Origin of the sequence: Paenibacillus tarimensis (assembly GCF_021532315.1) — a bacterium.
GTDB lineage: Bacteria > Bacillota > Bacilli > Paenibacillales > Paenibacillaceae > Paenibacillus_I > Paenibacillus_I tarimensis.
In genome coordinates, this window is the sequence record NZ_JAKGAO010000009.1 from 159456 (window position 1) to 184045 (window position 24590).

The window sequence follows — 24590 nt, forward strand, 5'->3', positions numbered from 1 at the left end:
GCGGGATTGCTATTGCAAAAGGTAATGGGAGGTGAGTACTGCTTGAGTGAGCGTCTGGAAGCGCTGCTTCCGGTTGTGGATGAAGGCTGTACAAGACTTGTGCTAGGCTCCATGCCTGGAGAGGTGTCGCTGCAGGAAGGGCGTTACTATGCTCATCCGCGCAACGGCTTTTGGCCGATTATGTATGGATTGTACGGGCAAGAGCCGGAGGAAGATTATGAGCGGCGCAAGCAGTTCTTGTTGAAGCGGGGGATCGGGCTTTGGGACGTGCTGGCAGCTTGCGAACGAAGCGGCAGTCTGGATTCCGCCATACGGAATCCGGAGGTGAACGAATTTGCCCCCTTGCTTGAGAAATATCCGGGTATTGAGACCTTCTTTTTTAATGGCGGCAAGGCGTATGAGCTCTTCATGCGGCATGCTGCGCCCAAGCTTACGGGAAATATGCCTAAGCTGGTCAAGCTGCCATCAACGAGCCCTGCGTATACACTGCCTCTGAAGGAAAAGCTTGAGCAGTGGCGTGTGGTCGCAGATTCCAAATAAAAACCGCTCCCCTTGTGATGGGGAACGACTGTGATATTCGGTACGAGTCAGACTGCTTGCAGCAGCGGAGCTGTCATTATCAGGAATAAAAATCCAAGCAGCAGCAGCCCGTTTAGAACGACACCGATAATGCCGAAGACCTTGCGGCGGCGTTTAATAACCAGACCGATAATGCCGAGTATCAATCCAACGAAGCTCAGGAAGAGTACGGCCAGGATCGACAGGGAAGATAAGATAACAGCCGGGTCTGTCTCAAAGCCGGGAGCAAGCGTATTGTCCGGAAGTAGGTAAGTGCCTATGGACGCGGCAACGGAGAAGATGACCGCGATGATCCCAATGCTGCTGACAATCCCGATGATAAAGGACGCAATGCCGAGACCGGAATGTTTAAGCGATCCTTCATCATAAGGGGCTGGTGCCACCGGCGTCATCCCCTGGTGCTGCTCATGCTTATCGCGATACTGATTGTCTTGCGGAGGTTGTTGATTGTGATCCATATGTACGTGTATCTCCTTTATCCTGTTTTGTAAATTATACCCTATGACGAAGGTTGTGGAAACATTGAACAATAAACTGTCGTTTTATGGCGCTATTCATGCCGGGTTAGCGGTCATGCTGGGAGCATTCGGCGCCCATGGTCTGGAGGGATGGTTGACGGCAGATAGGCTGGCAATCTACGAGACAGGTGTACGCTATCATATGTACCATGCGCTTGGGATGATACTGGCCGGCATTCTGCTGTCTCGTGGGGACAGCAGAAAGCTGCGGCTTGGGGGGCGGCTGATGCATATCGGCATCTTCCTGTTCTCCGGCAGTCTATATGTGCTGGTGCTCACAGGTTTCACGAAGCTCGGTATGGTTACACCGCTCGGCGGTGTTCTATTCATTGCCGGATGGGCACTGATTGCTGCAGCCGTCTGGCCGGCCAAACAGCGGTAAACACGGCAATCAACAGTCATTCCGTATGATCCGGAGGTAAAATAATGAGGCAGTCTGTCCAGGCGGGTAATCAGCCGGCAGACTGCCTCATGCAGTTATAGGGATTTATGATGTGCTGGTCTGCTTCGTTACTGGATAAAATCATCTATTTCATTCAGGCTGAAGGTGTATACCTGCTTCTCGTCCACATGGTAGACCGTAATAATAAGTGCTGCCTCATCCATATTCAAAATCCGGCAGGGCACACTGAGCTTTACCCCCCGGCCTTTATTGACGTTCAAGCGGATCAGCTGGTTAGCGGCTATAAAGGACCGGATCCGCGCCACAACTTGGGGGTCCATCTCCTGATTCTTATTCACCTTGCCTCCGCCTGTCTTTGCGGGCTCTGGCTTGGCTGTCTCTGATTTGGCTGCTCTTGGCTTTGACTGCTCTTCAGCGGGTGAGGCAGGCTGTGCCTTCGCTTGCAGCTTGGCTGGTATCGCTACAGCCTTACCCGGTTCTTGTGTTTGAAGCGCCTGTTCAATTAACTGGCCAATTTGGATGCCTGACTGGATCCGGAAATCAACGACGTGATCCTGATTGAGTAGTTTGATCAGCTTCTCCAGAGCGGAAGCATTGGACTCGCTCTTGATCATGAGATCTACATTAAAGATATATGCTTTAGTCGATGTGGAGTCGTGGGGTTTCATAGGTCCTCCGTCTTGTGGTGTTACTTCTATCATATCATGTATAGGTCCTTGGATATAGCCCTATCTTTTTAGCACTTTTTTACCCTACACCGTCAGGTTTTAAACATAGTCAGCAGCTTATAGTGACATCTGCCCTTACACTGGGTTTAACTTCTGCATAAGCTGGTAAGGTCAATGACACAGGCGGGGGTGACTGCTGTTGATTCGGTTAATTCCATACGTTTTGGGCGGAACTACTGTGCTGGGAGTAGAAGTGAAGCTTCCTAAGACGACGCTGCTCGCAGTGTCGACAGACAAGGGCTATATTATGTGCGGGGCTCTTGATGTCGGTCTGCTTAATGACAAACTGGCTGACAGAGGAATAGTGGCAGGGCGGGCTGTTGGTGTCCGCACACTGGATGAGCTTCTTGAGGCTCCGCTGGAATCCGTTACGCTTGAGGCCGAGAAACTGGGCATCCATGCCGGCATGAAGGGGACAGACGCCCTTCAGCTCATGATATAAGCGTGAGAGCCGCCGGGATGGCCGGGCGGCTCTCACTATTTTCTAAGCTGTCGGGATGGAGTCAAACAGCTTCTTAAGATTAACATCGAACGGAGGGCGGATAATGCCCTTCTCGGTAATAATCGCATCTACATAGCTGTGCGGGGTTATATCGAATGCAGGGTTAAATACCTTAACGCCTTCGGGCGCTGTCCGTTTGCCGAAGCCTTCGGTAATTTCCTCCGCGGCCCGCTCTTCAATCGGAATCTCGGCTCCGGTTGGAGTCTCCAGATCAATCGTAGACATCGGGCACGCTACATAGAACGGGATGCCATGCGCTTTCGCCAAGACTGCAACGCTATACGTGCCGATCTTGTTTGCCACATCACCATTAGCGGCCACACGGTCGGTCCCGACGATAACCGCATCGACCCAGCCTTTGGACATTACCATACCTGCCATGTTGTCACAGATAAGAGTGACATCGATACCGGCCTGCTGAAGCTCGAAGGCGGTCAGGCGGGCACCCTGCAGGACGGGTCTTGTTTCATCGGCAAAGATCTTAAGGTTAATGCCATTCTCTTGGGCCAGGTAGAAGGGCGCCAGGGCTGTACCGTAGCGGGCTGTGGCAAGACCGCCGGCATTGCAGTGGGTTAGAACACCCATGCCGTCCTTAAACAGGTCGAGGGCATGCTCGCCAATCAGCCGGCAGGTTTCTTCGTCTTCACTCTGAATGGCGATGGCTTCGGCGAGCAGTCCTTCCTGGCACTGCTCTGCGGTTCTGCTGCCATCTGCCAGCTCCGCGGCGCGACGCTTCATCCGGTCCAGCGCCCAGAACAAGTTAACGGCGGTAGGCCGTGATGTAGCCAGATGCTCGGCGTGCTTCTCGACGGCTGCAAGCCATGCTTCAGGATTGCCGCCGGCGGCTTCATGGCTTCCAAGCACCAGTCCGTATGCCGCGGAGATACCGATGGCCGGGGCTCCTCTTACCTTAAGATGGCGGATGGCTTCCCAGACATCTTCCGATGTGCGAAGCTCCAGGTACAGCACTTCTTCAGGCAGTAGCCTCTGGTCGAGGAGCTGCAGATGGTCCGCAGCCCATATCACGGATTGCAGGTCTTTGCCGCGTGAATTTGTAGTCATGATAGGGTTCCTTTCTGCGGAAGCTCCGCTTGTACTGGTTGCGGACACAAGTCTTCTATAAGGCGTTGTAGTCAGCCTGCAGTGGTGCTTGCGGCGATATCAACAGCCTGTTCAATAGATGACGCTGTGCGGTTCAGCTTGATCAGCGCCGTTCCGATGGCAAGTGCCTGGCGCTGTGCCTGTTCGCGGATGTCGGGATCACTGATTGTATTAATATCGGCTACATGAGACAGGCCGACAATCCGGCGGACCATCTTGCAGCCTGCATAGCCGATAGAGTCCTGCAGCAATCTGCGCATATAGTGGTCCTGGTATCCAGGGGTGGATGCCGCTATGCGGTCCACGCATGAGCTGTCCCAGTGAGCGCGGAACTTTGCTTCAAACAGGCTCCAGACATTCCGCATTGTGGACAGCAGGTAGCCGCGGTATTCGCTTCTTAACGCATCATCCTTGATCCAGAAGGCTTGTCCGCAGTAATTCAACAGAAGGTTGGCAAACAGCGCGCCGATATCGAAGCCCATTGGCCCGTAGTAGGCAAATTCAGGATCGATAACCTTAGTGGACTCGGGCGTCACGAAGATACTTCCTGTATGCAGGTCGCCATGAAGGAGCGCCTGGCCCTGGGTCAGGAACTTCTCCCGCAGGAGAGCAACTTCCAGATGAAGCTCGGTATCTTCTCTCAGCGCTCTGGCCGCGTCTTCAATGGCAGGCTCGTAATCATTATTGTCCGATACGGTGTACGGATCGTCAAATATGAGATCCTCTGTTATTTTACACAGCTCCGGGTTAACGAAAGCTCCGGCCTGCAGCTTTTTCTCCTGCTGATTCATTCCGAGGTCGGATGTGAAGAAGAGCGTGTTAGCCATAAATGTCGAAATATGCTCTGCAAAATGAGGGTAGCGTCCGCCTTCAATTAGGCCTTTGCGCATGATGACATGATCGCTTAAATCCTCCATGATGGTCAATGCGAGCTCAGGCTTATAGTCGTACACCTTCGGAGCAAGGCCCGGTGCCAGCTTGTACTGTATACGGAGCGCTTCGCTCTCGATCCGGGCGCGGTCCAGCGTCAGCGGCCAGGACTCCCCTACAACCTTGGCATAGGGCAGTGCCTGCTTCATAATAATGCTGCGGCCGGAATGCTCGTCGCGGATATGGAAGACGAGATTCAGATTGCCGTCGCCGATTTCCCGGCTGGTGAGACGGGCCTCCGGACCAAATACTTCCGTAATTTTACTGGCAAGTTCAATGGCTTCCTGTTCAGAAAGCGGATGATATGCGGACAATTGGTCCACCTCCTATATAAATGCGGTGTGCGTGGGTACTGATTCCTAGAACAGTATAATAGAAATTGTTTCAATTTAAAATTGATTTTGAAAAAGCTTGAATGGAGTCGCAGGTTCTGCTGTTATTTATCCGATCTTTTGTTATAATGTCAAAAATGAACGGATGGAGGTCATTCTAATATGCTTGTAACTAATGGATCGGACGGATCTGAACATGTTGCGCTTAAGGAATGGGCGTCAGCCGTACAAGCCTTAAAGGAAGGCAAGCTCATCATGGTCATGCGCAAAGGCGGTATCGCCGAGGAGACAAGGGATTTCCGACTGGTCAGCCCGCGGTTTTTTCTGCTGCCCGCCTATGAGCATCAGCGCCGTGAGCTGCTGAAGCCGGAATACCAGGGACTAGTTGACGAGACGCTTAAGGAATGGGATCCCGGACAGGGCTTGCTGCGGATTGATACTTACGCCGAGGCCGTGGACGATATTGAGGTAACGGACCAGGAGCAGCTGGACAAACTCAAAGAATTACATATCTGGACTGATACCTTTGCTGAAGAACGGTTAAAATGGAAAAGGAAACAGCCGCTTCATATCTTGCTGCTGCGGGTGTACCGGCTGGAGCAGCCGGTTGAGATTCCACTTAAGCCGGTCTATACGGGCTGTAAATCCTGGGTGAAGCTGGAAGAACGCATCCCGGAAGCTGGTATGAAGCCTGTTTTGACAGATGAACAGTTCCATGAAGAGACGGTTAAAATCAGAAAAAGGTTTGATTAAACCTTGCTCCCGGGCCGTTAAATGCCTGTTCACTTCCTTGCTTTGTAACAGGACTTATACTAAAATAATTATAATCAAGGTGAGAATCACTGAGAATCACTCAGGCGGTCAAATGCATGCAGTGCCGGTCTACGGCTTTGGCTGCTTTTGAGATGCTGATGATAATATTGGAAGGGGACTGACCATGTCTACACATTTTAAGATTGAAGGCCTGAAGGCGGCCATCGAAGGAAAAGAAATTCTGAAAGGCATCAATATTGAGATCAAGGGTGGCGAAATCCACGCGATCATGGGACCGAACGGTACTGGCAAGAGTACGCTGGCTTCCGCGATTATGGGCCATCCCAAATATGAAGTAACTAGCGGTACCGCACACCTGAACGGAGAAGATGTCCTCGAGATGGAAGTGGATGAGCGTGCACGCGCCGGCATGTTCCTGGCTATGCAGTATCCAAGCGAGATCGCAGGTGTGACGAATTCTGACTTCCTGCGCAGCGCTATCAATGCCCGCCGTGAGGAAGGCAGCGAAATTTCCCTGATCAAGTTCATCCGCCAGATGGAAAGCAAGATGAAAGAGCTTGAGATGAATCCGGAGTTCGCACACCGCTACCTGAATGAAGGCTTCTCCGGCGGTGAGAAGAAGCGGAACGAAATTCTGCAGATGATGATGCTGGATCCGAAGATTGTCATCCTTGATGAAATCGACTCCGGTCTTGATATTGACGCACTGCGCATAGTGGCGGACGGTGTCAACAGCATGCGTTCCGAGGATCGCGGATTCCTTATCATTACGCACTACCAGCGGTTGCTTAACTATATTACGCCTGACTATGTACACGTAATGATGCAAGGCCGGATCGTGAAATCTGGTGGTCCTGAGCTTGCACAACGCCTTGAGGCAGAAGGCTACGATTGGGTGAAAGAAGAACTGGGCATCGTCGACGAGACCGTCGGCCAGGCTTAACGAAGGGAGCGCGATGACGCATATGAGTACACAATTGAGCACCCCGGTAAGCCGTCAGATTGTTGAGTCACTGTCACAAAATAAGCAGGAGCCTGCATGGCTGACCGAGCTTAGAGCGGAAGCGGCCGACCAGTCGGAAACGCTGGAGTGGCCGAAGCCGGAGAAAGTTCGTATCGACCGTTGGAATCTGGGAGCCCTAGGGGTTTATAAAGCACAGAAGGAAGCTTCCTTGGCTGAGCTGCCGGAAGAGGTTCAGGCAATCCTTCCGGAGGACACTGCCGGAACTCTTCTCGTACAGCGTAATTCTGGAGCGGTATACCGTCAGCTTTCCGATGAACTGAAGGCCAAGGGTGTTATTTTCACCGATCTGGAAACAGCTGCACGCGAACATGCGGACCTGGTAAAGCAGTACCTGTTCACAGCCATCCCGAAGGATGAGAACAAGCTGACGGCTACCCATGCCGCACTTTGGAACGGCGGCGTATTCATCTACGTTCCTAAGAATGTAGAAGTTGAAATTCCGCTGCAGGCTATCCTGTTCCAGGATGATGCGGAAGCATCGTTTGCTCCGCATATTCTGCTTGTAGCTGATCAATTCAGCAAAGTGACTTATGTGGACTATGTGGTCAGCGGATCAGAAGGCAAGTCGGCTCCTGCTGTCCATCACAGTGCAGCTGAAGTGATTGTAAAGGCTGGGGCAAAAGTAACGTTCGCTACAGTTCATCATCTTGCCGACAATGTGATTGACTTATCGCTCCGTCGTGCGGTTGTGGATAATGATGCCAGCATTGAGTGGATTATCGGCGATCTGCACGATGGCAACCTGCTGTCGGACACGAAATCGGTGCTGAACGGGAATGGTTCTACCTCCGACGCAAAAGTTATTTCAATTGGCACCCATTCACAGAATATGAGCATCACCACACAAGCCGTACACTGGGGCCGCAGCTCGGACAGCCAGATGGTAACCCGTGCGGTTATGCGCGACCAGGCTACTGCGATTATCAACGGTATCACCAAGATTGAGAAGGGCGCTACAAAGGCAAACGGTGAGCAGACAGAACGGGTTCTGATGCTGAGCCCGAAGGCACGCGGAGACGCCAATCCAATCCTGCTGATTGACGAAGATGACGTAACTGCCGGCCATGCGGCAAGTGTTGGGCAGGTCAATGCGGAACAGATCTATTACCTGATGTCCCGGGGCATCTCGAAAGCCGAAGCGGAGCGTCTCATTATTTACGGCTTCCTTGCACCGGTTGTGTCAGATATACCGCTGGAGGCTGTCCGTAATCAGCTGAACCGTCTAATCGAAGGGAAATTGGGATCATGAATGTGCTCGAGCTCCGCAAGCTGTTCCCGATTCTCCATCAGGAGATCAACGGTCATCCGCTCGTCTATCTGGATAATGCGGCGACTTCCCAGAAGCCGGAGTCGGTCATCAGTGCGGTGAAAGCTTATTATGAGAATAATAATGCCAATGTTCACCGCGGGGTTCACACGCTGGGCTCGCGCGCAACCGATGCTTATGAAGGAGCCAGGGAGAAGGTTGCCCGTTTCCTGAATGCATCGGAAGCAAATGAGATTGTCTTCACACGCGGAACGACGACAGCCCTTAATCTGGTTGCTTCGTCCTATGCACGCTCAGTCTGCGGGGAAGGGGACGAAATTGTTCTGACCCCAATGGAGCATCATAGTAATCTAATCCCTTGGCAGCAGGTTGCGAAAGCGACCGGCGCCATCTTGAAATACATTCCCCTGCAGGCAGACGGAACGATCGCTATGGCCGATGTAGAGCGGACCATAACGGACCGCACGAAAATTGTATCTGTCATGCAAGTGTCGAACGTGCTTGGCGTCATTAATCCGGTGAAGCAGATTGCGGCAGTCGCTCATCGTCATGGTGCTGTGATGGTCGTGGATGGTGCCCAGTCGGCTCCTCATATGAAGGTTGACGTCAGGGATTTGGATTGCGATTTCTTCGCTTTCTCCGGTCACAAGATGTGCGGACCAACCGGTATAGGTGCACTGTATGCCCGCAAATCGCTGCTGGAACGCATGGAACCGATAGAGTTTGGGGGAGAAATGATTGACCATGTTGACTTGTATGAGTCCACTTGGAAGGAAGCTCCCTGGAAATTTGAAGGCGGAACGCCTATAATTGCAGGAGCGGCAGGTTTGGCTGCTGCGATTGATTTTCTTACCGAAGTAGGGCTGGATGAGATCGACCGTCATGAATCGAAGCTCGCAGCTTATGCTTATGACAGGCTTTCCGAGATGGAAGGTATCACAATCTACGGGCCTCGCGAGGGCCGCGTAGGACTTGTAACTTTTAATCTTGCGGATGTGCATCCCCACGATGTTGCTACCGTGTTGGATACGGAAGGGATCGCCGTTCGGGCCGGACACCACTGCTGCCAGCCGCTGATGAGGCAGCTGGAAGTTTCTGCAACGGCTCGCGCAAGCTTTTATCTCTATAACACCGAAGACGAAGTGGAGCGGCTGGTGTCCGCATTACAACGTACAAAGGAGTTCTTCGGACATGCAATTGGATGATCTGTACCGCCGTGTCATTATGGATCACTACAAGAACCCGCGCAACCGGGGTACGATGGAAGAGGAATCGGTTACGATTCAACTGAATAACCCGACATGCGGCGACCGTATTTCCCTGCAGCTGCAGGTTGAAGACGGAATCGTCCGGGAGGCCCGTTTCACTGGAGAAGGCTGCTCAATCAGCATGTCCTCCGCCTCCATGATGACAGAAGCTGTCAAAGGCAGAACGAAGGAAGAGGCACTCGTCATGGCGGATAAGTTTTCTTCGCTGATGAAGGGTGACGAGGTAGAGTTTGAGGAATATGAAGACCTGGAAGCACTGTCGGGCGTGAACAAGTTTCCGGCGCGGATTAAATGCGCCACGCTGGCTTGGAACGCGCTGCGCAAAGGGGTCGAGAACTGACCCTAGTGAAGCGTAACCGTGAGCGGGACAGTGCTTCACACTAAGGAGGTAATTTGTAATGGCCAAGAAAGCCCCGGAACTCGAAGAGTACAAATATGGTTTCCGTGATGAGCATAAGTCCGTTTTCCAATCAGGCAAAGGTCTTACACCCGAGATCGTGAAGACAATCTCCCAAATGAAGAATGAGCCTGAATGGATGCTCGACTTCAGATTAAAGTCGCTGGAGCAGTTCAACAAGATGGAGATGCCTCGCTGGGGCGGTGATCTGGATGAGCTGGACTTCAACGACATCCAGTATTATGTTAAGCCATCCGAAAAGCAGGGCAAGACGTGGGAGGAAGTACCGACCGAAATCAAGGAAACATTCGACAAGCTGGGCATCCCCGAAGCGGAACAGAAGTTCCTTGCCGGTGTATCTGCCCAGTATGAGTCGGAGGTAGTCTACCACAGTATGCAGGAAGATCTGGAGAAGCAGGGAGTTATCTTCATGGATACCGACACTGCACTGCGTGAGCATCCAGACGTATTTCGTGAACACTTTGGTACTGTTATACCGCCTAATGATAACAAGTTCGCAGCGCTGAACAGCGCGGTTTGGTCCGGAGGCAGCTTCATCTATGTGCCAAAGGGTGTAAAATGCGAGGTTCCTCTGCAGGCGTATTTCCGGATCAACTCCGAGAACATGGGCCAGTTCGAGCGTACGCTGATCATCGCAGATGAAGACAGCTTTGTGCATTATGTAGAGGGCTGTACAGCGCCGATCTACAGCACGAACTCCCTGCACAGCGCGGTTGTGGAAATTATCGTCAAGAAGAACGCACGCGTTCGTTATACGACGATCCAGAACTGGGCGCCAAATATCTACAATCTCGTAACCAAGCGTGCCGTTGCAGATGAGAACGCAACGATGGAGTGGGTGGATGGAAACATCGGCTCGAAGCTGACGATGAAATATCCGGCTGTCGTGCTCCGCGGCCGTGGCGCTAAGGGTATGGTTCTTTCCATCGCTGTTGCCGGTAAAGGCCAGCATCAGGACGCCGGTGCTAAGATGATCCATCTGGCTCCAGACACGACTTCCACGATCGTATCCAAGTCCATTAGTAAGCACGGTGGTAAAGTGTCTTACCGTGGTCTTGCATCGTTCGGTCGCAACTCGGACGGAGCAAAAGCAAATATCAAGTGTGACACGCTGATCCTGGATAATCAATCGACATCGGATACGATTCCTTATAACGAGATCATGAATGACAATATTACACTTGAGCATGAAGCGACCGTTTCCAAGGTGTCTGAGGATCAGCTGTTCTACCTGATGAGCCGCGGTCTGACCGAAGATGAAGCGACACAAATGATCGTAATGGGCTTCATCGAGCCGTTCACGAAGGAGCTTCCGATGGAGTATGCCGTAGAGATGAACCGTCTCATCAAGTTCGAGATGGAAGGCAGTATCGGTTAATAATTTCATAAACAATCATGACGTGTCTGCAGCTATCTTGACCTATGTGTCTAAGATGCTCAGGCACTTTTTTTATGTTTGTCTTTTGCTTCTGTGTTACCATTTTTCATAGCACTGAGCATCTAAAAAAGTACGCTTCTCTGCATAGTTACGATTGCACTAATCCATCCTATAGAAGGTAACGGAACCTTCACGGGAGGATGAATAGCACATGGTATCCACAAGGTATAGAATCGCAGCCATTGTTCTGGCTGCCAGTCTGACGGCTGCAAGTGTATCGGGTTGTGCAGCTGGAGGAGGCAACCAGAAAGCCCAGCAGAACGGCGGCGGGGGACAGAAGCAGCAGTCCACCGGTCAGAAGCAGCAGTCAGCTGGAACACAGAAGAAGCAAGAGACAAGTGATAACAAGCATCACGGGGGCAGTACAGAAGATACACCGCAGCAGACCGGAATGATTGAACAGAAGATTGCCGGCAGTAATGAACCCTTAATGCTTGAGAACGGTCAAGCTATCGTGGAGCTGGAAAAGATCGATGGGAATCTCTATGCGGATGCAGCGAAAATGGCGGGTTTAATCGGATTCCAGGCCGTCATGGAAAAGGATAAAAACAACACCGAGCTGTGGATCGGTGACCATGACCCTGTTCTTAAGCTGCGTGATCAATCGGCAATAGTCGTGCAGGAGGGACGGGAAATCCAGTTAAACAGTCCTGTTATAAAGCGCGGGAACAGAATGCTGGTTCCAGCTGATGCATTAAAGCAGCTGTTCAATAAGGAAGCAGTATTTACGATGGATAATGAACGCGTTGCGATTTTCCCGCAGCCGCTACCAGCAGATCCACAGGCAGATCAAGGTTTTGCGGATGATCCAGCCGATCCGGCTAAGAAGCCGGGAGCTGAGCAGGAATCAGGCCTGCCGGCTATGAGCGAAGTAGAGCCAACTGCTCAGAATAGCGGTGTTCAAGAAGATGAAGCCGTTCCGGCACTGAAGAATTCAATCGCAATTGTGAATGAGGCTCGGAAGCATCTGGGTGTTCCTTATAAATTTGGAGCTGGCCCATATGCGCGAACCAAGCGCTTTGACTGTTCATCTTATGTGCAGTATGTCTATAAAAAGGCCGGTATTACTTTGCCCCGGACGGCAAGAGAACAAGCGAAACTTGGAAAGAGGGTTTCCCGCAGCCAGCTGCGTGTAGGGGATCTGCTGTATTTTTATGTACCGGGCAGATTCAAGAGTAATAGAACGGTGGGACATGTTGGTATATATATGGGCGCACAGAAGATGATTCACTCGAGTCCGATGCCTAAGGACGGTGTGCAAGTAACGGATATCAATAAGAAATATTGGAAGGATACTTATCTGTATTCGAAGCGTCTTCCGTGAAGTAAATGTAATGAAATAACAAGGGATGATGATTACAGCAGCTCAGAGGCTGCCGGTAATCATCATCCCTTGCTGTTTTTGGAGTAAGTGTGATTATAGCTGAATATCTTTAATTCCTTTATCAGGCTTACGCGACGTATCGACGAATTCCTCGCCAATTTGTATCAGCGGCCTGAAAAAATCGCTTGGATTGGTCATGACGATGGTTCCGGTCTCCCCGTTTTGAAGCTCGACCTTCTTCCCGATAAAGTTAGGAATCATATGCTTAATGAATGTCTGGGTAATGATGGGGTCCAGCTTGTGAAAGCTGAGCTCGTAGAGCTCGTTGAGAACATGCAGCAAGTCCTGCTTCTCCTGATAGACCCGGGATGAAATCATCGCACTGTAGATATCGGCGATAGCGACAATACGTGCCGCAGGAATAATTTCCTCACCCTTCAGAGCGTGCGGATAGCCGCTACCGTCAAAACGCTCGTGATGCTGAAGGGCTACAAGCGCGAATATTTCATCATCTAACGATTCGCGTAAAATCGCTTCTCCGTAAAGCGTATGCTGCTTAACCTTCTCGAACTCTTCTTCTGTAAGCTTGTCCGGTTTATTAAGGATGTTGTAATCAATCCGGCATTTGCCGATGTCATGAAGGAAGCCTGCCTTACCGACACGCTGAGCTTCTTCTTCACTGTAGCCCATCCATGCGGCAATATAATAAGAGATCATGCCAACCTGCACGGAATGCTGATACGTGTAGTCGTCTTTATTGTTCAAGGCGACCAGCAGGGACACAACGTCCTTTTCTGTACGGCAGCCGTCAACCAGTGGTTTAAACGTACGGTCTACATCCTCAGATTGGATCTTCCCATCTGCTGTTGCATTTACAAACAGTTCGCTAATCCCCTGCAGCGCATCCTCGAACAACGGGCGCAGTTTATCAGCCCCATTGGGGTGGGAGCCCTGCGTTGAATCCAATAAGCCAGGCACTGTCCGCTCTTCAATGTCAACATAGTCAACTTGGTGCTGAAAGAGTCTGGAAATTTCCCGATCGTTAAGTGTTGTTCCTTGAGAAAGCACATTTAACCCGTAGTTGTTGAAGACGTCCTGGGCCAGCTTATCTCCTGGTTGTAAATCCATGATGTGTATGCGCATTGCTCACCTCTGGGGGTATAGGTTTTTAGCCTCATATTATCAGCTATTATCTATACTTACAATAGTTGGTATGAGATCAAATGTGTCTAAAATGTGAAAACATAAGACTTTTGTTTGATTATATGTTTCAAGGTGCCATGATTCGGGTATAGATGCGCTTTGCCAGAACTGGGTCATTGGTCCCTTGGATAAGGGCTCGGCCATCGGGAAAGAGAATCAGTGCATACTCGTCCTGAAGCAGCAGCTTAAGCAGATAGGGGTTGCGCTCAACGGTGCCGGCAGCCTGAAGCCGGGCAGCTAGCTCGTCCAGATTAAGCCGCATGGGAGCAGCAGGAGTAAGCTGAACGCTGCTGCGTCCACAGAGCGCTTCAACTGCAGGGTATGCTTCACCCGGTTCCAAGAATTCATATTGGCACAGACCGCAGCATGGACATTCTGCGCGTTTGGAGCCTGCGATCTTCAGCTGCGTAAGCCGGGTGTTCCAGATATCAAACTGCAGCAGATTGCCGTGCAGCATGTCACTTCTGCCGGCGAGAAGCTTGAAAGCCTCAGCTGTCTGAAGGCTGGCAGCCATATCAATAGCAGGCGACAGAACTCCTGCGGTTTCGCAAGTATCTGTCGTACCGGGCTGGGGTGCAGAAGGAAACAGGCAACGATAACAGGGAGTGCTCCCGGGACGAATGGTCATCATCATGCCGCCGGAACCGACGGCCCCCCCGTATATCCAGGGTATACGGTGCTTGATAGAATAGTCGTTGATCAGGTAGCGGGTGCTAAAATTGTCGGTACCGTCGAGGATCAGGTCAACGCCCCTAAGAAGCTCTTCGGCATTGGCTGGAGACAAGTCTGCTATCTCGGCATCCACTTGAATAGAGCTGTTGGCTGCCTTCAGCCGTCTGGCGGCTGCCTCCGCTTTTGGCATGACCTGGCGGACATCATCTTCATCATAGAGAATTTGCCTCTGCAGATTGCTCGCCTCCACAATATCCCGGTCAATAAGTCGCAGTCGACCGACACCCCCTCTGGCAAGGTGCTGGGCAATCACACAGCCGAGTGCCCCCATTCCGACTACTGCCACCGTTGACGCGGTAATACGGGATTGTCCTTCCGTACCAATTGGGCTAAACCGGATTTGCCGGGCATAGCGAACTTCATCAGGTATCCTATCGTTCATCCAGTTGTCCTCCTGCTTCGTTGTATCAAGTAGAGGGCACCGTCGGATCCCAAGGGCCCTGCTGATGACCCTTCCACTCGGAGCCGTCCTCCCAAATCTCCTTCTTCCAGATGGGCACGATCTGCTTCAGACGATCAATTGCATAGCGGCTGGCTTCATAGCAGGCGTCACGGTGTGGAGAAGAAACAGCGATGATTACACTTGCTTCACCGATTTTCACAATGCCGAGTCGGTGAGTAATTGCAGTCCGGGTTCCGGGCCAGCGTTCACTGATTTCGTCCCCGATTTGGCGCATGGTTTTCAGAGCCATAGGCGCATAAGCTTCATAGGACAGATGCACGGTTTGTTGGTCACCAGTCCATTCTCGTGTAGTTCCGATAAACACGAGAGACGCGCCATGATTCGGCGACATGACATAAGAGGCTGTCTGCTCCGCATTTAAGGGAAGCTCGGTCAAGCTAAACCGTTCTTCAGGCATTGCTGTGCTGCCGGTCATAATCTCTGTATCCTCACCACCGGAGACCGGCGGAAGCAGGGCGATCTCATCGGTATGCTTAAGCGCTGCGTCATCCGGTGCGTATTGCTGGTTGCAGGCTGCGAAAGATACGCGCAGCAGTTCCTCATGGTCGGGATATAGTCGTATGATGAGTGCTTTAAGCTCACCGGCGGTCAAGGCGGATGCTTCGCTCTCTATAGTCAGCGACTGGGTACCGATTCGCTCAGCCAAACCGGCGAATAGTTGGATATTCCATTCGTTTTTCATGGCAGATAACCTCACATATTTACTGGTTTCAATGGGATAAGCATATCATATTTTAAGGTTTAATGTTAAACTAAGAGGAAGACAGAAAGGGGTGCGGACGATGACACTACAGTTAAAGGACCGCTTCGGACGCGTGCACAACTACCTGCGTATTTCCGTGACAGACCGCTGTAATTTAAGATGCATGTACTGTATGCCCGAAGAAGGCGTGCCGTTCGCTGAACCTTCCAGCCTGTTGACGTTTGATGAGATTGAGTCAGTCGTCAAGACCGCTGCTTCCATGGGAATAACTAAGCTTAGAATTACGGGCGGGGAGCCGTTAGTAAGACCGGGACTGGATTCTCTTATCAGCCGTCTATCCGCGATTCCGGGCATTCATGACATCGCACTTACAACTAATGGGATACTCCTTGCACAGCAAGCAGAGGCACTGAAGAAAGCGGGCTTGACCCGTGTAAATATTAGCCTGGATACACTTGATCCTGCTAGGTTCCGATTTATTGCCCGCAGAGGTGACCTTAAGCGGGTGTTTGAAGGGATCGAGGCAGCAGGGCGCGTCGGGTTTGATCCTATTAAACTGAACTGTGTGCTGCTTAAGGGTGTTAATGAGGATGAGATTCCGGCTTTTCTCAAGCTGGCCTATGAGCAGCCTCTTCATGTCCGGTTCATTGAATATATGCCAATAGGCCATGCCGATGAGAGCTGGCGGAATCACTACCTTCCTTTGTCAGCCGTACTGGATAAGGCGCGCGCAGAGGGTTTTGCGATTGAGCGTAGAGAAGACGTAAGAGGCAATGGCCCGTCGGAGGACTGGCGGTTAATAGGAGGCAGAGGCTCGTTCGGATTAATACACCCGGTCAGTGATCAATTTTGTTCCCGGTGCAACCGTCTGAGGTTGACGGCTGACGGCCATCTGCAGCCATGTCTGTACTGGATGGATGAGCTTAACGTACGGCCTGCTGCCGGAGATGCGATTGCGCTGCAGAAACTGTTTCTGAAAGCCTTGGACCTGAAGCCCGAGAACCACGAAATGGCAGCGAAGCTCGCTGACGAGGCGCAAAGTCACAACCCGACGGAGAGAAGAATGTCTCAGATTGGCGGATGACGCTTCGCAGGTAAAATTATACTAGATGAAGGAAGACGAAGGAGACGTGAGAGGATGCCCCCCCGTAGTATCAGGATAGAACATTTTGGCCAAGCTGCTGTTACCACTACACCAGAGGCCATGGCGATTGAAGCGGGAGGAAGCTTTCCCGCGGCTGACCGTATTCCGGGTGCAGCGGGGGATGCCTTTGATTGGCATGCTTGGTATCAGGCTTGGTCTGCCAAGCAGGGCTTGAAGCGGGAAGGAAGCCCTGAGCCAACCCACCTTCAGGTGGAAGCGGCGGATTCCTTCGAGGCTGTTATCCCCTGGTCACAGCTGAGCAAGGCAGCGGTAGTCTATTCCATTAACGGCCAAGATCTTGGCAGTTCAGGGCCTCTTCGTCTGTACGTTCCGGACGGGGAAAGCGCTTGTCTGAATGTTAAGCGTGTGACGGTGTTTCGGATTGGCTATGCGGACGGTAAGCAGCCGGAAGCGACTTACGGGTTCAAGAATCAATTTACCCCCGCGGAGCTGACAAGCTCGCTGCGTAAAGTTTGACTCGCTGTCAGGATGCTTATGTACAATAGGAGACAGATATAGAAAGACAACTCGCAGGAGGCAAGTATGGAGACAGCAAACACACCTGCCCGCGTCCTCCTTCTCCACAGCAACGATCTTCACAGCCGCCTGGAGCAGGCCGCGAGGATATCGACTTATATTACGGAGGCGCGGCGGACTTATGGCGAAGACCTGCTGGTTCTGGATATCGGGGATCATATGGATCGCATGAGGCTGGAGACGGAGGGCAGTGACGGACTCGTTAATATCGCACTCTTGAATGAAGCGGGTTATGATGCGGTAACACTTGGCAATAACGAAGGTCTGACTTACTCCCATGAGGTTTTGGATCGCGCTTACGGTGAGGAAGCGCGATTTCAGGTTCTATGTGCTAATTTACTTGAGACAGCTACCGGAGAGCCACCGGCATGGATGCAGCCGCACACCATCATCGTCAAGGGCGGAATGCGTTTTGGAATAATTGGTTTGACAGCGGCATTCTCCACGTTCTATGACATGCTGGGATGGTCTGCCCGGGACCCGGTGGCGTGCTGTGCAGAGCAGGTGGAGCTGCTGCGCCCTGAGGTTGACTGCATCATTGTGCTTTCCCATCTTGGCTTAAACTATGATAAGCAGATGGCAGAGGAAATAGAGGGAATTGACCTCATTCTTGGCGGACATACGCATCATCTGCTTGAAGAGCCGCTAAGATTGAATGGAACGACGATCTGTGCGGCTGGCAGGTATGGTGATTATCTCGGCCGTGTAGAGATTACAGGGAATGTTGTTGCCGGTCGGGTGATTATAGAAGCGGAATGTGTGCCCATGGCGGCATTCGACGAGGACCCGGAGGCCGCAGCTATCATAAGCGGCTTCCGTGAGTCGGGTACCCGGCGCATGAGCCGGGTAATTGCAAGGCTCGGAGAAGCTGTACCAGCTTCTGCCGAGCGGGAATCTCCGCTTGGCAACTTGCTCGCCGCTGCCCTGCGCCGCTGGACCGATGCCGAAATTGGCATCGTAAATGCTGGACAGCTCCTCGGCGGCCTTGCCAAAGGCGATGTGACGGAAGCGCAGCTTCATGCGCTGTGCCCGTCCCCGATCAATCCATGCCGGATGCAGTTAACCGGCAGCCAGATCCGCCGAGCGCTCGAGGAGTCGCTGCTTGATGAAAATATTCATAAGCCGATTTTTGGATTTGGCTTTCGGGGCTTGGTGCTTGGGACGCTGGCGGTCGATGGCCTTACCATTCATTATGATCCTGAGGCGCCGCCAATGAATAAGATCCGTCTTATTTTGTTTTCAGACGGCCCGCTCTTGGACAGTCGTCCTTATACAGTTGGTACGATCTCCATGTTCTCGTTCGGGATCGGTTACCATACGCTTAAGGATGATAAGCAGCCACGCTATTATTTGCCGGAGTTTCTCCGTGATCTGCTCGCTAGCGAGCTCCGCAGTCAAGATGCAATTGCGGATTCCAATAGAGAACGCTGGGTAACGGTTTAGTCTGCAGAGCATATAGCTGCAGACTAAACCCTTTTTTTATGTATTCATACGACAATATTCGACCTTAATATGTCATTACTTGGCGAAAATGCATTGCAGATCATGGAAAAATGTCATAAAGTAAAATAAAGCCTACATTTAGCCGATATTATAATAGGGCAGATGAACGGATATTTTCTGGTGTTCATAATCCCTTGTCATTATTGCGTGCAGAAGCGGAAACGGAGTCGACACGAATGCGATTAATACCTATAAACAAGTGCAGGCCCGGTATGAAGCTGGCACAGCGGATTTATGCCGAGGATGGTCAAGTCCTGCTAACCGAGCAAAAAGAACTGACCGATAGGCTGATTCGAAGGTTGAGTCAATGCGGAATCAGCTATGTGTATATACAGGATGCATCCACCGATGATATTAAAGTCCCCCAGCTGATGTCAGACGAGACGAGAATCAGGGCGCTGGGAGAGCTGCGAAGCGGGTTTCGCGCTATGGCCAATACGCCTGGCAGAAAAGGAGTTACCTATCCTTATGTAGCCAAACAGTTTAAAGGGATCATGACTTCGATCCTGGACGAGATAGCAGATCAAGCGGACGCGATGATTATGCTTCATAACATGGGCACGGTTGACCATTATCTGTATCAGCACTCTCTTAATGTCTGTATCTATACCACTTTGCTGGGGATAGCGGCAGGATACTCGAAGGATGAGTTAATGGTGCTTGGTCTAGGTGCTTTGCTTCATGACGTGGGCAAAATCTATATCCCGCGACCTCTCCTCACCAAGCCGGGTTCGTTAACCAAGCAGGAATATGTCGCAATTCAACGGCACACAGAGCAGGGCTTCCAGCTGTTAAAGGATGAACCGAACCTGCCTCTGCTAGTGGCCCATTGTGCACTGCAGCACCATGAGAGACTGGATGGAAGTGGTTATCCCCGAGGCATTAGAGGTGATGAAATTCATGATTACGCCAAGTGGATCGGGGTTGTTGATTCTTACGATGCCATGACTTCTTCACGTGTATACCGCAGTGCTATGCTGCCCCACCAGGCTATTGAATCATTGTTTGCCGGTACGGGTACGCTCTATGAGCAGCGAATGATTCAATTGTTCCGGGATAAGGTGGCGATTTACCCAATCGGACTGACGGTTAAGCTGAGTACGGGAGAAGAAGGGGTAGTTGTGGATATCAATTCAGCCTACGCCCATCGGCCCATTGTACGCGTGCTGTTCAACGAAGCGGGGGAAGAGCTGCGCGAGCCTTACGAAATTGATTTATCTAAGCATCTGTCGATCATGATATCAGGAATACCAGGTGAGGATGTCGGCCCGGATAGCGCGGCCGGTTAGTCAGGGACCGCCCGTTCAACCATTGAACCGGTGGTCTATTTTTTGTTGTATTTGCCAAGGCAGTATCAGTGACATTACAATAGATGAATAGATGAGCGCAAGCGATAATGATATGGAATTAGGTGTTTATACATGAGTGGTTTACAGATGAACAAGCATATGAATCTCTTACAGGATATGAATATCCCTGCTTCCGGCAGCTATCGGCTTTCTCCCGAGTGGGACCCTTGGGATCCGATCCGGTCACTGGAGAAGCATGGAAGGCACGTTCTGACCAGTGTGGAAATGACGGTTTCCAACCTTTGCAATATGCGGTGTGAGCACTGTGCTGTAGGCGATACACTGACGTTCCGCGAACCGGATAAAATCCCGCTGTCGTTGATGCTGAACCGGCTGGACGAGGTCGAGCACCTGGAGACGATCAGTATAACCGGCGGAGAGCCTTCATTTACCGAGCGGACAGTTGACGAGTATATCGTTCCACTGCTTCGCTATGCTAAGGAGCGCGGAATCAGGTCGCAGATCAATTCGAATCTAACGCTTGATTACGGACGATATGAGCGTCTGGCCCCCTATTTGGACGTCATGCATATTTCCTACAATTATCTGTCAGCAGATGACTTTCACCGCATCGGATTTGGCAAGTCCCCTCATCCTGTGCCGAAAGAGACGGCTTATAAGCTCTATGAGCGTATGATTGACAATGCCCGCCGCCTGAGCGCGGGGGGCATGCTCGTTTCTGCCGAGTCCATGATTAACTATAGAACCCATCTGGATATCGTGGAGATCCACCGGCAGATCATTGAGATGGGCTGCCGCAGGCATGAGGTGCATCCAATGTACCCAAGCTCCTTCGCCATGGATTTGCCCATGCTGTCGAGGGAGGAGATGGCAGCGGCCGTTGAACGATTGCTGGATGCGCGTGACCCTAACGTATGGATGCTGTTTGGAACCCTCCCGTTCTTCCGCTGCAGTGTGAATGACAAGGAGAGAGGGCTTGTCAAGCGGCTTTCGGAGGAACAGGGTGTAACCGTACGTAATGATCCGGATGGCCGCAACCGGTTGAATGTCAATTTGTTTACCGGTGACGTATTTGTAACCGACTTTGCTGACGTGCCGTCCTTCGGCAGTGTGAAGACGGATAAGCTGGATGACTTGTTTGACCGATGGTTGCAGGGACCGCTGGCAGCTAGCGTGAACTGCCATTGTCCGGCAGCGGGCTGCTGCGGCCCCAATTTGCTCGTCAAGGATATGTATTACCCTGAAGAAAATTTTCTTCTGAGAAGCGCTATTCTCGAATAGGATAGGGACGGTAAGTATTGGAACCGCCCGGGTACGGGCGGGATTCAGAGGAGATGGCAAGGTTTTATGACAATCCGTACACTGGTTACCATGGGACTTGGTCTTGTGCTTCTGTATTTGTTTTTCACCGTTGGTGCTCCTTTCCTGCTTGCATTAGTCGTTGCCATATTTATGGAGCCGCTGACTATGTTTTTCATGCGCAAACTGCGGATGAACCGGTTGGCTGCCGCTACAGCATCCAGCAGTATATTCACCTTGGGACTGCTTGGATTAATGGCACTGCTTGGCGCCAAGGTTTTGGCAGAGCTCATTGCCTTCTGGGATAAAGCGCCGGGTTATGTTCAGGAAGCCAACATCTTCATACAGCGCACCATTCAAGATGCCAAGGACTTGTATGACACGCTTCCGCCCGAGACGGCTGTGCAACTTGAGAATTGGACCGTAACGCTGACGAATTCATTAAATGGCCTGATTTCCCGCATCTCCGGCGTGTTCTTGAACTTTGCAGCGGGAATACCCGGCATGTTCATCTTCTTCATCGTGTTCCTTGTGGCGGTGTATATGTTCAGCATGAGTCTTAACACGATGAAGGCACAGGTATTGTCCCTGTTCGACGAGGATTCAAGGGGTAAAGTGGATAATGTACTGCAAAATCTGCGTAAATCGATCTTCGGTTTTTTGCGCTCCCAGATTATTCTCAGTGCGCTGACCTATGCGATTACTCTGGTTGGGTTTCTGTTCCTTGGCGTAAAATATCCGCTTGCGATTGCACTTTTGGTCGTAATCGTCGATATTTTGCCAATTCTCGGCACCGGCTCCGTGCTCGTTCCCTGGGCCTCGTATCTTATACTTACAGGCGACATGTTTACGGGTGTGGGACTGCTGATTCTGTTCCTAGTTATTACGGTGTTCCGCAGAGTGGTGGAGCCCAAGGTGCTTGGCGATTCGGTTGGCATTGGTGCCTTGTCTGCGCTGGTGAGTCTGTATGTGGGCTTCAAGCTGGTTGGTGTGATCGGCGTATTCCTTGGCCCGATTGTTGTAATTATTTACATGGCAGCCCGCAAGGCAGGCTTGTTCCAGAGTAAAATTTCCCTATAATGGAGTAGATGACTGCAGTTAGATACGCTGCATTGAACATGAAAGGAGAGTGCAAGAGATGGCTGACCGGCAATTATCTTTTCCGGAGGCAGTAATTTTTGATATGGACGGCACGCTCTTTCAAACGGAGACGCTGCTCACGGTGGTTCATGACCGTTTGTTTCAGCAGCTGCGCGAGGAAGGACTGTATACGAAGGAGACTCCCCCGGTAGACGCTCTTCTGTCTTGTCTTGGGATGCTCCTTAAGGATATCTGGTTCCGCGTCATTCCAGAGGGCACACCTGAGGTTCATCAGCGTGCCGATGAGTTGATGCTTGATCTTGAGCTGGAGGAAATTGCGGCTAGCCGCGGCAACCTGTATCCGCATGTACCTGAAACACTGAAGGCTCTCAAGGACAGAGGGATCAAGCTGTTCGTGGCAAGCAACGGATTGCAGGACTATGTAGAGGCAATCGTGCTGCACCGCACAATAGACAAGCTGTTCGACGGCCTTTATACAGCGGGGGGAAGAAGTACGGCAACCAAGGTAGAGCTGGTTAAAATACTTCTGGAGGAGCACGGCATCAAGAGCGCCTGGATGGTCGGGGACCGTTCATCGGATGTTGAAGCAGGCAAAGGCAATGGACTGCAAGTTGTCGGCTGCGGTTACGCTGCTTTCGGCAAGCCGGGTGAACTTGAAGGTTCAGATGCAATTATTACAGATTTCCGTGAGCTGCTGGACCTGCTCCCTGAGCAGAAAGTGTAATAGCTTCAGCTGGCCATCGGCCAGCATAACAGAAGGCGCCGGGCTATATTAGCCCGGCGTTATTTTTATTTTCTGCTGTTGTAAAAATGTTAGCCTGAACGCGGACGGCCATGGTGGGGACGGGTTTGTGACGGGCGTTTGCTTGTGCGGGATTTCAGCCCCTTGGAACGCGAACGCTGGCTGTATACCCACATGGCATATTCCAAAGGCCTTACGATTGCCTTATGGTATGTCTCTTTCTCACCAATTCTTGCGAATACTTCACGTGCAGGCTTGGGGTTAACCTCAAGCAGCCAGATATGACCGTTTCGGTCAATGGCTATGTCCAGTGCCAGCTCACATAAAGCTCCGTAAGTTTCTTCCAAGAAACGGGCAACAGCCAAACCGAGTGCGTCGGCCTGCTGTTTAATCCGAATAACCTGGGCTTCATTGCCTATCCACTGCCTCAACAGGTCATCCATCCGCTCAGCCCTGCCGCCGCCGTGAAGATTGGAGGTCACACTCCCTGCAGCTCCGACTCGGCCGGCGCATCCGGTTACTTCCCATACACCATTCCCATTCTTCTGAACAAGCATGCGATAATCGTGAACACGCCCGTTATCCAGCTTGAGCTGAATGCCCTGTTGAACCAGGTAGTTCCTCTCCTTCAGGCTCCATGAAGAAAGTCTCCCCAGAAGAGCCCGGGGCAGGACACGCTGAGGACGAATGATGCGGCGGGACAAATCTCTTCCCTGAATGAGCAGCCTGCCGTTGTCCTTCTGAATCCGGAGTATACCACGGCCTCCTGTTCCGTTAAAGGGCTTAAGGTACAGAAGGGGGTACTTGTGCAGCATCTCCGTTAAATCCCGTGAAGAATGGTACAGCCTCGTTTCCGGAAGGTGGGGGCGAAAGCGGCTGTCTTGGGATAATGTTCGATAAACACTCCACTTGTTACGCATAGGGCGGTTCAGGAACAGGCGGTTGCCGTATTTAGCCCGGAAATACTTAAGTCGTTCAAAGCGCTTGCTCTTCTGTATCCGGCATCGGTCAAATATGATATGAGGAAAAGAAGTCCACTTGCGTGACCAGCGTTTCAAATCCGGATTGTATATAAGTGCATGTATTCTATCCAGCTTGTAATTTACATCCTCAGGTGTAAAAACCATTACGTCTATGCCCAGATTTTTGGCGGCAGTTGTCATACGCTGGTAGATCGGGCGCTCTTCGAGTGTCCGTTTTTCATTCAGATATAAGGTAAGGATGCCAAGTACAGGATTTGTCATCCG

Annotated in this window: 25 protein-coding genes; 17 read left to right on the forward strand and 8 right to left on the reverse strand. The window is 51.5% G+C overall.

Annotated elements, in window-relative coordinates; translation table 11 throughout:
- Nucleotides 1-42: 42 nt before the first annotated feature.
- Entirely contained in the window at nt 43-540 is a 498-nt protein-coding gene (locus L1N82_RS09550; protein ID WP_235287152.1) for a DNA-deoxyinosine glycosylase, read from the forward strand.
- Nucleotides 541-587: 47 nt separating this feature from the next.
- Here the strand turns inward: L1N82_RS09550 and L1N82_RS09555 are convergent, their stop codons facing one another.
- Complete coding sequence (locus L1N82_RS09555) at nt 588-1037, reverse strand: hypothetical protein (RefSeq protein WP_235287153.1); 450 nt, start codon at nt 1035-1037, stop codon at nt 588-590.
- Between the two features lie 55 nt (nt 1038-1092).
- Here L1N82_RS09555 and L1N82_RS09560 point away from each other — a divergent pair, with 55 nt between their 5' ends.
- On the forward strand, nt 1093-1479 hold the full coding sequence (locus L1N82_RS09560) for a DUF423 domain-containing protein (protein WP_235287154.1): 387 nt from the start codon (nt 1093-1095) through the stop codon (nt 1477-1479).
- Nucleotides 1480-1607: 128 nt separating this feature from the next.
- Here the strand turns inward: L1N82_RS09560 and L1N82_RS09565 are convergent, their stop codons facing one another.
- Entirely contained in the window at nt 1608-2168 is a 561-nt protein-coding gene (locus L1N82_RS09565) for a hypothetical protein (protein WP_235287155.1), read from the reverse strand.
- A gap of 199 nt (nt 2169-2367) precedes the next feature.
- On the opposite strand from L1N82_RS09565, the gene L1N82_RS09570 reads away from it, so the two are divergent.
- Nucleotides 2368-2670, forward strand: coding sequence for a YunC family protein (locus L1N82_RS09570; RefSeq protein WP_235287156.1), 303 nt, complete (start codon nt 2368-2370; stop codon nt 2668-2670).
- Between the two features lie 42 nt (nt 2671-2712).
- Here L1N82_RS09570 and mtnA read toward each other — a convergent pair whose 3' ends face one another.
- Nucleotides 2713-3792 (reverse strand): S-methyl-5-thioribose-1-phosphate isomerase, encoded by a 1080-nt coding sequence (mtnA, locus tag L1N82_RS09575; protein ID WP_235287157.1) that lies wholly within the window; start codon nt 3790-3792, stop codon nt 2713-2715.
- Nucleotides 3793-3863: 71 nt separating this feature from the next.
- Nucleotides 3864-5075, reverse strand: coding sequence for an S-methyl-5-thioribose kinase (gene mtnK, locus L1N82_RS09580; RefSeq protein ID WP_235287158.1), 1212 nt, complete (start codon nt 5073-5075; stop codon nt 3864-3866).
- 180 nt (nt 5076-5255) lie between these two features.
- On the opposite strand from mtnK, the gene L1N82_RS09585 reads away from it, so the two are divergent.
- The 7 genes from L1N82_RS09585 to L1N82_RS09615 all read left to right on the forward strand — a co-directional run bounded on the left by L1N82_RS09585 (nt 5256) and on the right by L1N82_RS09615 (nt 12606).
- On the forward strand, nt 5256-5846 hold the full coding sequence (locus tag L1N82_RS09585) for a DUF1802 family protein (protein WP_235287159.1): 591 nt from the start codon (nt 5256-5258) through the stop codon (nt 5844-5846).
- A 184-nt stretch (nt 5847-6030) separates the two neighbouring features.
- On the forward strand, nt 6031-6810 hold the full coding sequence (sufC, locus tag L1N82_RS09590; protein WP_235287160.1) for a Fe-S cluster assembly ATPase SufC: 780 nt from the start codon (nt 6031-6033) through the stop codon (nt 6808-6810).
- A gap of 22 nt (nt 6811-6832) precedes the next feature.
- The gene (gene sufD / locus L1N82_RS09595) at nt 6833-8140 is read left to right on the forward strand and encodes a Fe-S cluster assembly protein SufD (RefSeq protein ID WP_235287161.1); all 1308 of its coding nucleotides are present in this window, start codon (nt 6833-6835) and stop codon (nt 8138-8140) included.
- Nucleotides 8137-9363 carry a cysteine desulfurase gene (locus L1N82_RS09600; protein WP_235287162.1) on the forward strand — a complete coding sequence of 409 codons (1227 nt, stop codon included), beginning with the start codon at nt 8137-8139 and terminating at the stop codon, nt 9361-9363. Before sufD ends, L1N82_RS09600 begins: the two co-directional genes overlap by 4 nt.
- Nucleotides 9350-9766: a Fe-S cluster assembly sulfur transfer protein SufU gene (sufU, locus tag L1N82_RS09605; RefSeq protein WP_235287163.1), complete on the forward strand. Its 417-nt coding sequence runs from the start codon at nt 9350-9352 to the stop codon at nt 9764-9766. Before L1N82_RS09600 ends, sufU begins: the two co-directional genes overlap by 14 nt.
- A gap of 58 nt (nt 9767-9824) precedes the next feature.
- Entirely contained in the window at nt 9825-11222 is a 1398-nt protein-coding gene (gene sufB / locus L1N82_RS09610) for a Fe-S cluster assembly protein SufB (RefSeq protein WP_235287164.1), read from the forward strand.
- Nucleotides 11223-11433: 211 nt separating this feature from the next.
- The gene (locus L1N82_RS09615; RefSeq protein WP_235287165.1) at nt 11434-12606 is read left to right on the forward strand and encodes a C40 family peptidase; all 1173 of its coding nucleotides are present in this window, start codon (nt 11434-11436) and stop codon (nt 12604-12606) included.
- A gap of 93 nt (nt 12607-12699) precedes the next feature.
- Here the strand turns inward: L1N82_RS09615 and L1N82_RS09620 are convergent, their stop codons facing one another.
- The 3 genes from L1N82_RS09620 to L1N82_RS09630 all read right to left on the reverse strand — a co-directional run bounded on the left by L1N82_RS09620 (nt 12700) and on the right by L1N82_RS09630 (nt 15686).
- Nucleotides 12700-13734 (reverse strand): HD-GYP domain-containing protein, encoded by a 1035-nt coding sequence (locus L1N82_RS09620; protein WP_328284461.1) that lies wholly within the window; start codon nt 13732-13734, stop codon nt 12700-12702.
- A 142-nt stretch (nt 13735-13876) separates the two neighbouring features.
- Nucleotides 13877-14923: a ThiF family adenylyltransferase gene (locus L1N82_RS09625; RefSeq protein ID WP_235287167.1), complete on the reverse strand. Its 1047-nt coding sequence runs from the start codon at nt 14921-14923 to the stop codon at nt 13877-13879.
- A 25-nt stretch (nt 14924-14948) separates the two neighbouring features.
- Nucleotides 14949-15686, reverse strand: a complete 738-nt coding sequence (locus L1N82_RS09630; protein ID WP_235287168.1) for a molybdenum cofactor biosynthesis protein — start codon at nt 15684-15686, stop codon at nt 14949-14951.
- Between the two features lie 100 nt (nt 15687-15786).
- On the opposite strand from L1N82_RS09630, the gene moaA reads away from it, so the two are divergent.
- The 7 genes from moaA to L1N82_RS09665 all read left to right on the forward strand — a co-directional run bounded on the left by moaA (nt 15787) and on the right by L1N82_RS09665 (nt 23325).
- Nucleotides 15787-16791: a GTP 3',8-cyclase MoaA gene (moaA, locus tag L1N82_RS09635; RefSeq protein WP_235287169.1), complete on the forward strand. Its 1005-nt coding sequence runs from the start codon at nt 15787-15789 to the stop codon at nt 16789-16791.
- 54 nt (nt 16792-16845) lie between these two features.
- The gene (locus L1N82_RS09640) at nt 16846-17328 is read left to right on the forward strand and encodes a hypothetical protein (protein ID WP_235287170.1); all 483 of its coding nucleotides are present in this window, start codon (nt 16846-16848) and stop codon (nt 17326-17328) included.
- Between the two features lie 66 nt (nt 17329-17394).
- A complete protein-coding gene (locus L1N82_RS09645; RefSeq protein WP_235287171.1) occupies nt 17395-18831 on the forward strand; it encodes a bifunctional metallophosphatase/5'-nucleotidase in 1437 nt (478 codons plus the stop codon).
- A gap of 236 nt (nt 18832-19067) precedes the next feature.
- Nucleotides 19068-20180: an HD-GYP domain-containing protein gene (locus L1N82_RS09650; protein WP_235287358.1), complete on the forward strand. Its 1113-nt coding sequence runs from the start codon at nt 19068-19070 to the stop codon at nt 20178-20180.
- A gap of 159 nt (nt 20181-20339) precedes the next feature.
- Nucleotides 20340-21482, forward strand: coding sequence for a radical SAM/CxCxxxxC motif protein YfkAB (gene yfkAB, locus L1N82_RS09655; RefSeq protein WP_235287359.1), 1143 nt, complete (start codon nt 20340-20342; stop codon nt 21480-21482).
- A 66-nt stretch (nt 21483-21548) separates the two neighbouring features.
- Nucleotides 21549-22580 carry a sporulation integral membrane protein YtvI gene (gene ytvI / locus L1N82_RS09660; protein ID WP_235287172.1) on the forward strand — a complete coding sequence of 344 codons (1032 nt, stop codon included), beginning with the start codon at nt 21549-21551 and terminating at the stop codon, nt 22578-22580.
- A 58-nt stretch (nt 22581-22638) separates the two neighbouring features.
- Entirely contained in the window at nt 22639-23325 is a 687-nt protein-coding gene (locus L1N82_RS09665) for an HAD hydrolase-like protein (protein WP_235287173.1), read from the forward strand.
- Nucleotides 23326-23414: 89 nt separating this feature from the next.
- On the opposite strand, the gene L1N82_RS09670 is transcribed toward L1N82_RS09665, so the two are convergent.
- Complete coding sequence (locus L1N82_RS09670) at nt 23415-24587, reverse strand: YheC/YheD family endospore coat-associated protein (RefSeq protein ID WP_235287174.1); 1173 nt, start codon at nt 24585-24587, stop codon at nt 23415-23417.
- Nucleotides 24588-24590: the final 3 nt, after the last annotated feature.

Bases quoted from the DNA above. Each gene is read 5' to 3' on its own strand.
- sufD (WP_235287161.1), top strand. From the start codon at position 6,833: ATGAGTACACAATTGAGCACCCCGGTAAGCCGTCAGATTGTTGAGTCA.
- yfkAB (WP_235287359.1), top strand. From the start codon at position 20,340: ATGAATCTCTTACAGGATATGAATATCCCTGCTTCCGGCAGCTATCGG.
- L1N82_RS09615 (WP_235287165.1), top strand. From the start codon at position 11,434: ATGGTATCCACAAGGTATAGAATCGCAGCCATTGTTCTGGCTGCCAGT.
- ytvI (WP_235287172.1), top strand. From the start codon at position 21,549: ATGACAATCCGTACACTGGTTACCATGGGACTTGGTCTTGTGCTTCTG.
- L1N82_RS09645 (WP_235287171.1), top strand. From the start codon at position 17,395: ATGGAGACAGCAAACACACCTGCCCGCGTCCTCCTTCTCCACAGCAAC.
- L1N82_RS09585 (WP_235287159.1), top strand. From the start codon at position 5,256: ATGCTTGTAACTAATGGATCGGACGGATCTGAACATGTTGCGCTTAAG.
- sufU (WP_235287163.1), top strand. From the start codon at position 9,350: ATGCAATTGGATGATCTGTACCGCCGTGTCATTATGGATCACTACAAG.
- mtnA (WP_235287157.1), bottom strand. From the start codon at position 3,792: ATGACTACAAATTCACGCGGCAAAGACCTGCAATCCGTGATATGGGCT.
- L1N82_RS09555 (WP_235287153.1), bottom strand. From the start codon at position 1,037: ATGGATCACAATCAACAACCTCCGCAAGACAATCAGTATCGCGATAAG.
- sufC (WP_235287160.1), top strand. From the start codon at position 6,031: ATGTCTACACATTTTAAGATTGAAGGCCTGAAGGCGGCCATCGAAGGA.
- sufB (WP_235287164.1), top strand. From the start codon at position 9,825: ATGGCCAAGAAAGCCCCGGAACTCGAAGAGTACAAATATGGTTTCCGT.
- L1N82_RS09620 (WP_328284461.1), bottom strand. From the start codon at position 13,734: ATGGATTTACAACCAGGAGATAAGCTGGCCCAGGACGTCTTCAACAAC.
- L1N82_RS09650 (WP_235287358.1), top strand. From the start codon at position 19,068: ATGCGATTAATACCTATAAACAAGTGCAGGCCCGGTATGAAGCTGGCA.
- moaA (WP_235287169.1), top strand. From the start codon at position 15,787: ATGACACTACAGTTAAAGGACCGCTTCGGACGCGTGCACAACTACCTG.
- L1N82_RS09600 (WP_235287162.1), top strand. From the start codon at position 8,137: ATGAATGTGCTCGAGCTCCGCAAGCTGTTCCCGATTCTCCATCAGGAG.
- L1N82_RS09665 (WP_235287173.1), top strand. From the start codon at position 22,639: ATGGCTGACCGGCAATTATCTTTTCCGGAGGCAGTAATTTTTGATATG.
- L1N82_RS09670 (WP_235287174.1), bottom strand. From the start codon at position 24,587: ATGACAAATCCTGTACTTGGCATCCTTACCTTATATCTGAATGAAAAA.
- L1N82_RS09630 (WP_235287168.1), bottom strand. From the start codon at position 15,686: ATGAAAAACGAATGGAATATCCAACTATTCGCCGGTTTGGCTGAGCGA.
- L1N82_RS09640 (WP_235287170.1), top strand. From the start codon at position 16,846: ATGCCCCCCCGTAGTATCAGGATAGAACATTTTGGCCAAGCTGCTGTT.
- L1N82_RS09565 (WP_235287155.1), bottom strand. From the start codon at position 2,168: ATGAAACCCCACGACTCCACATCGACTAAAGCATATATCTTTAATGTA.
- L1N82_RS09625 (WP_235287167.1), bottom strand. From the start codon at position 14,923: ATGAACGATAGGATACCTGATGAAGTTCGCTATGCCCGGCAAATCCGG.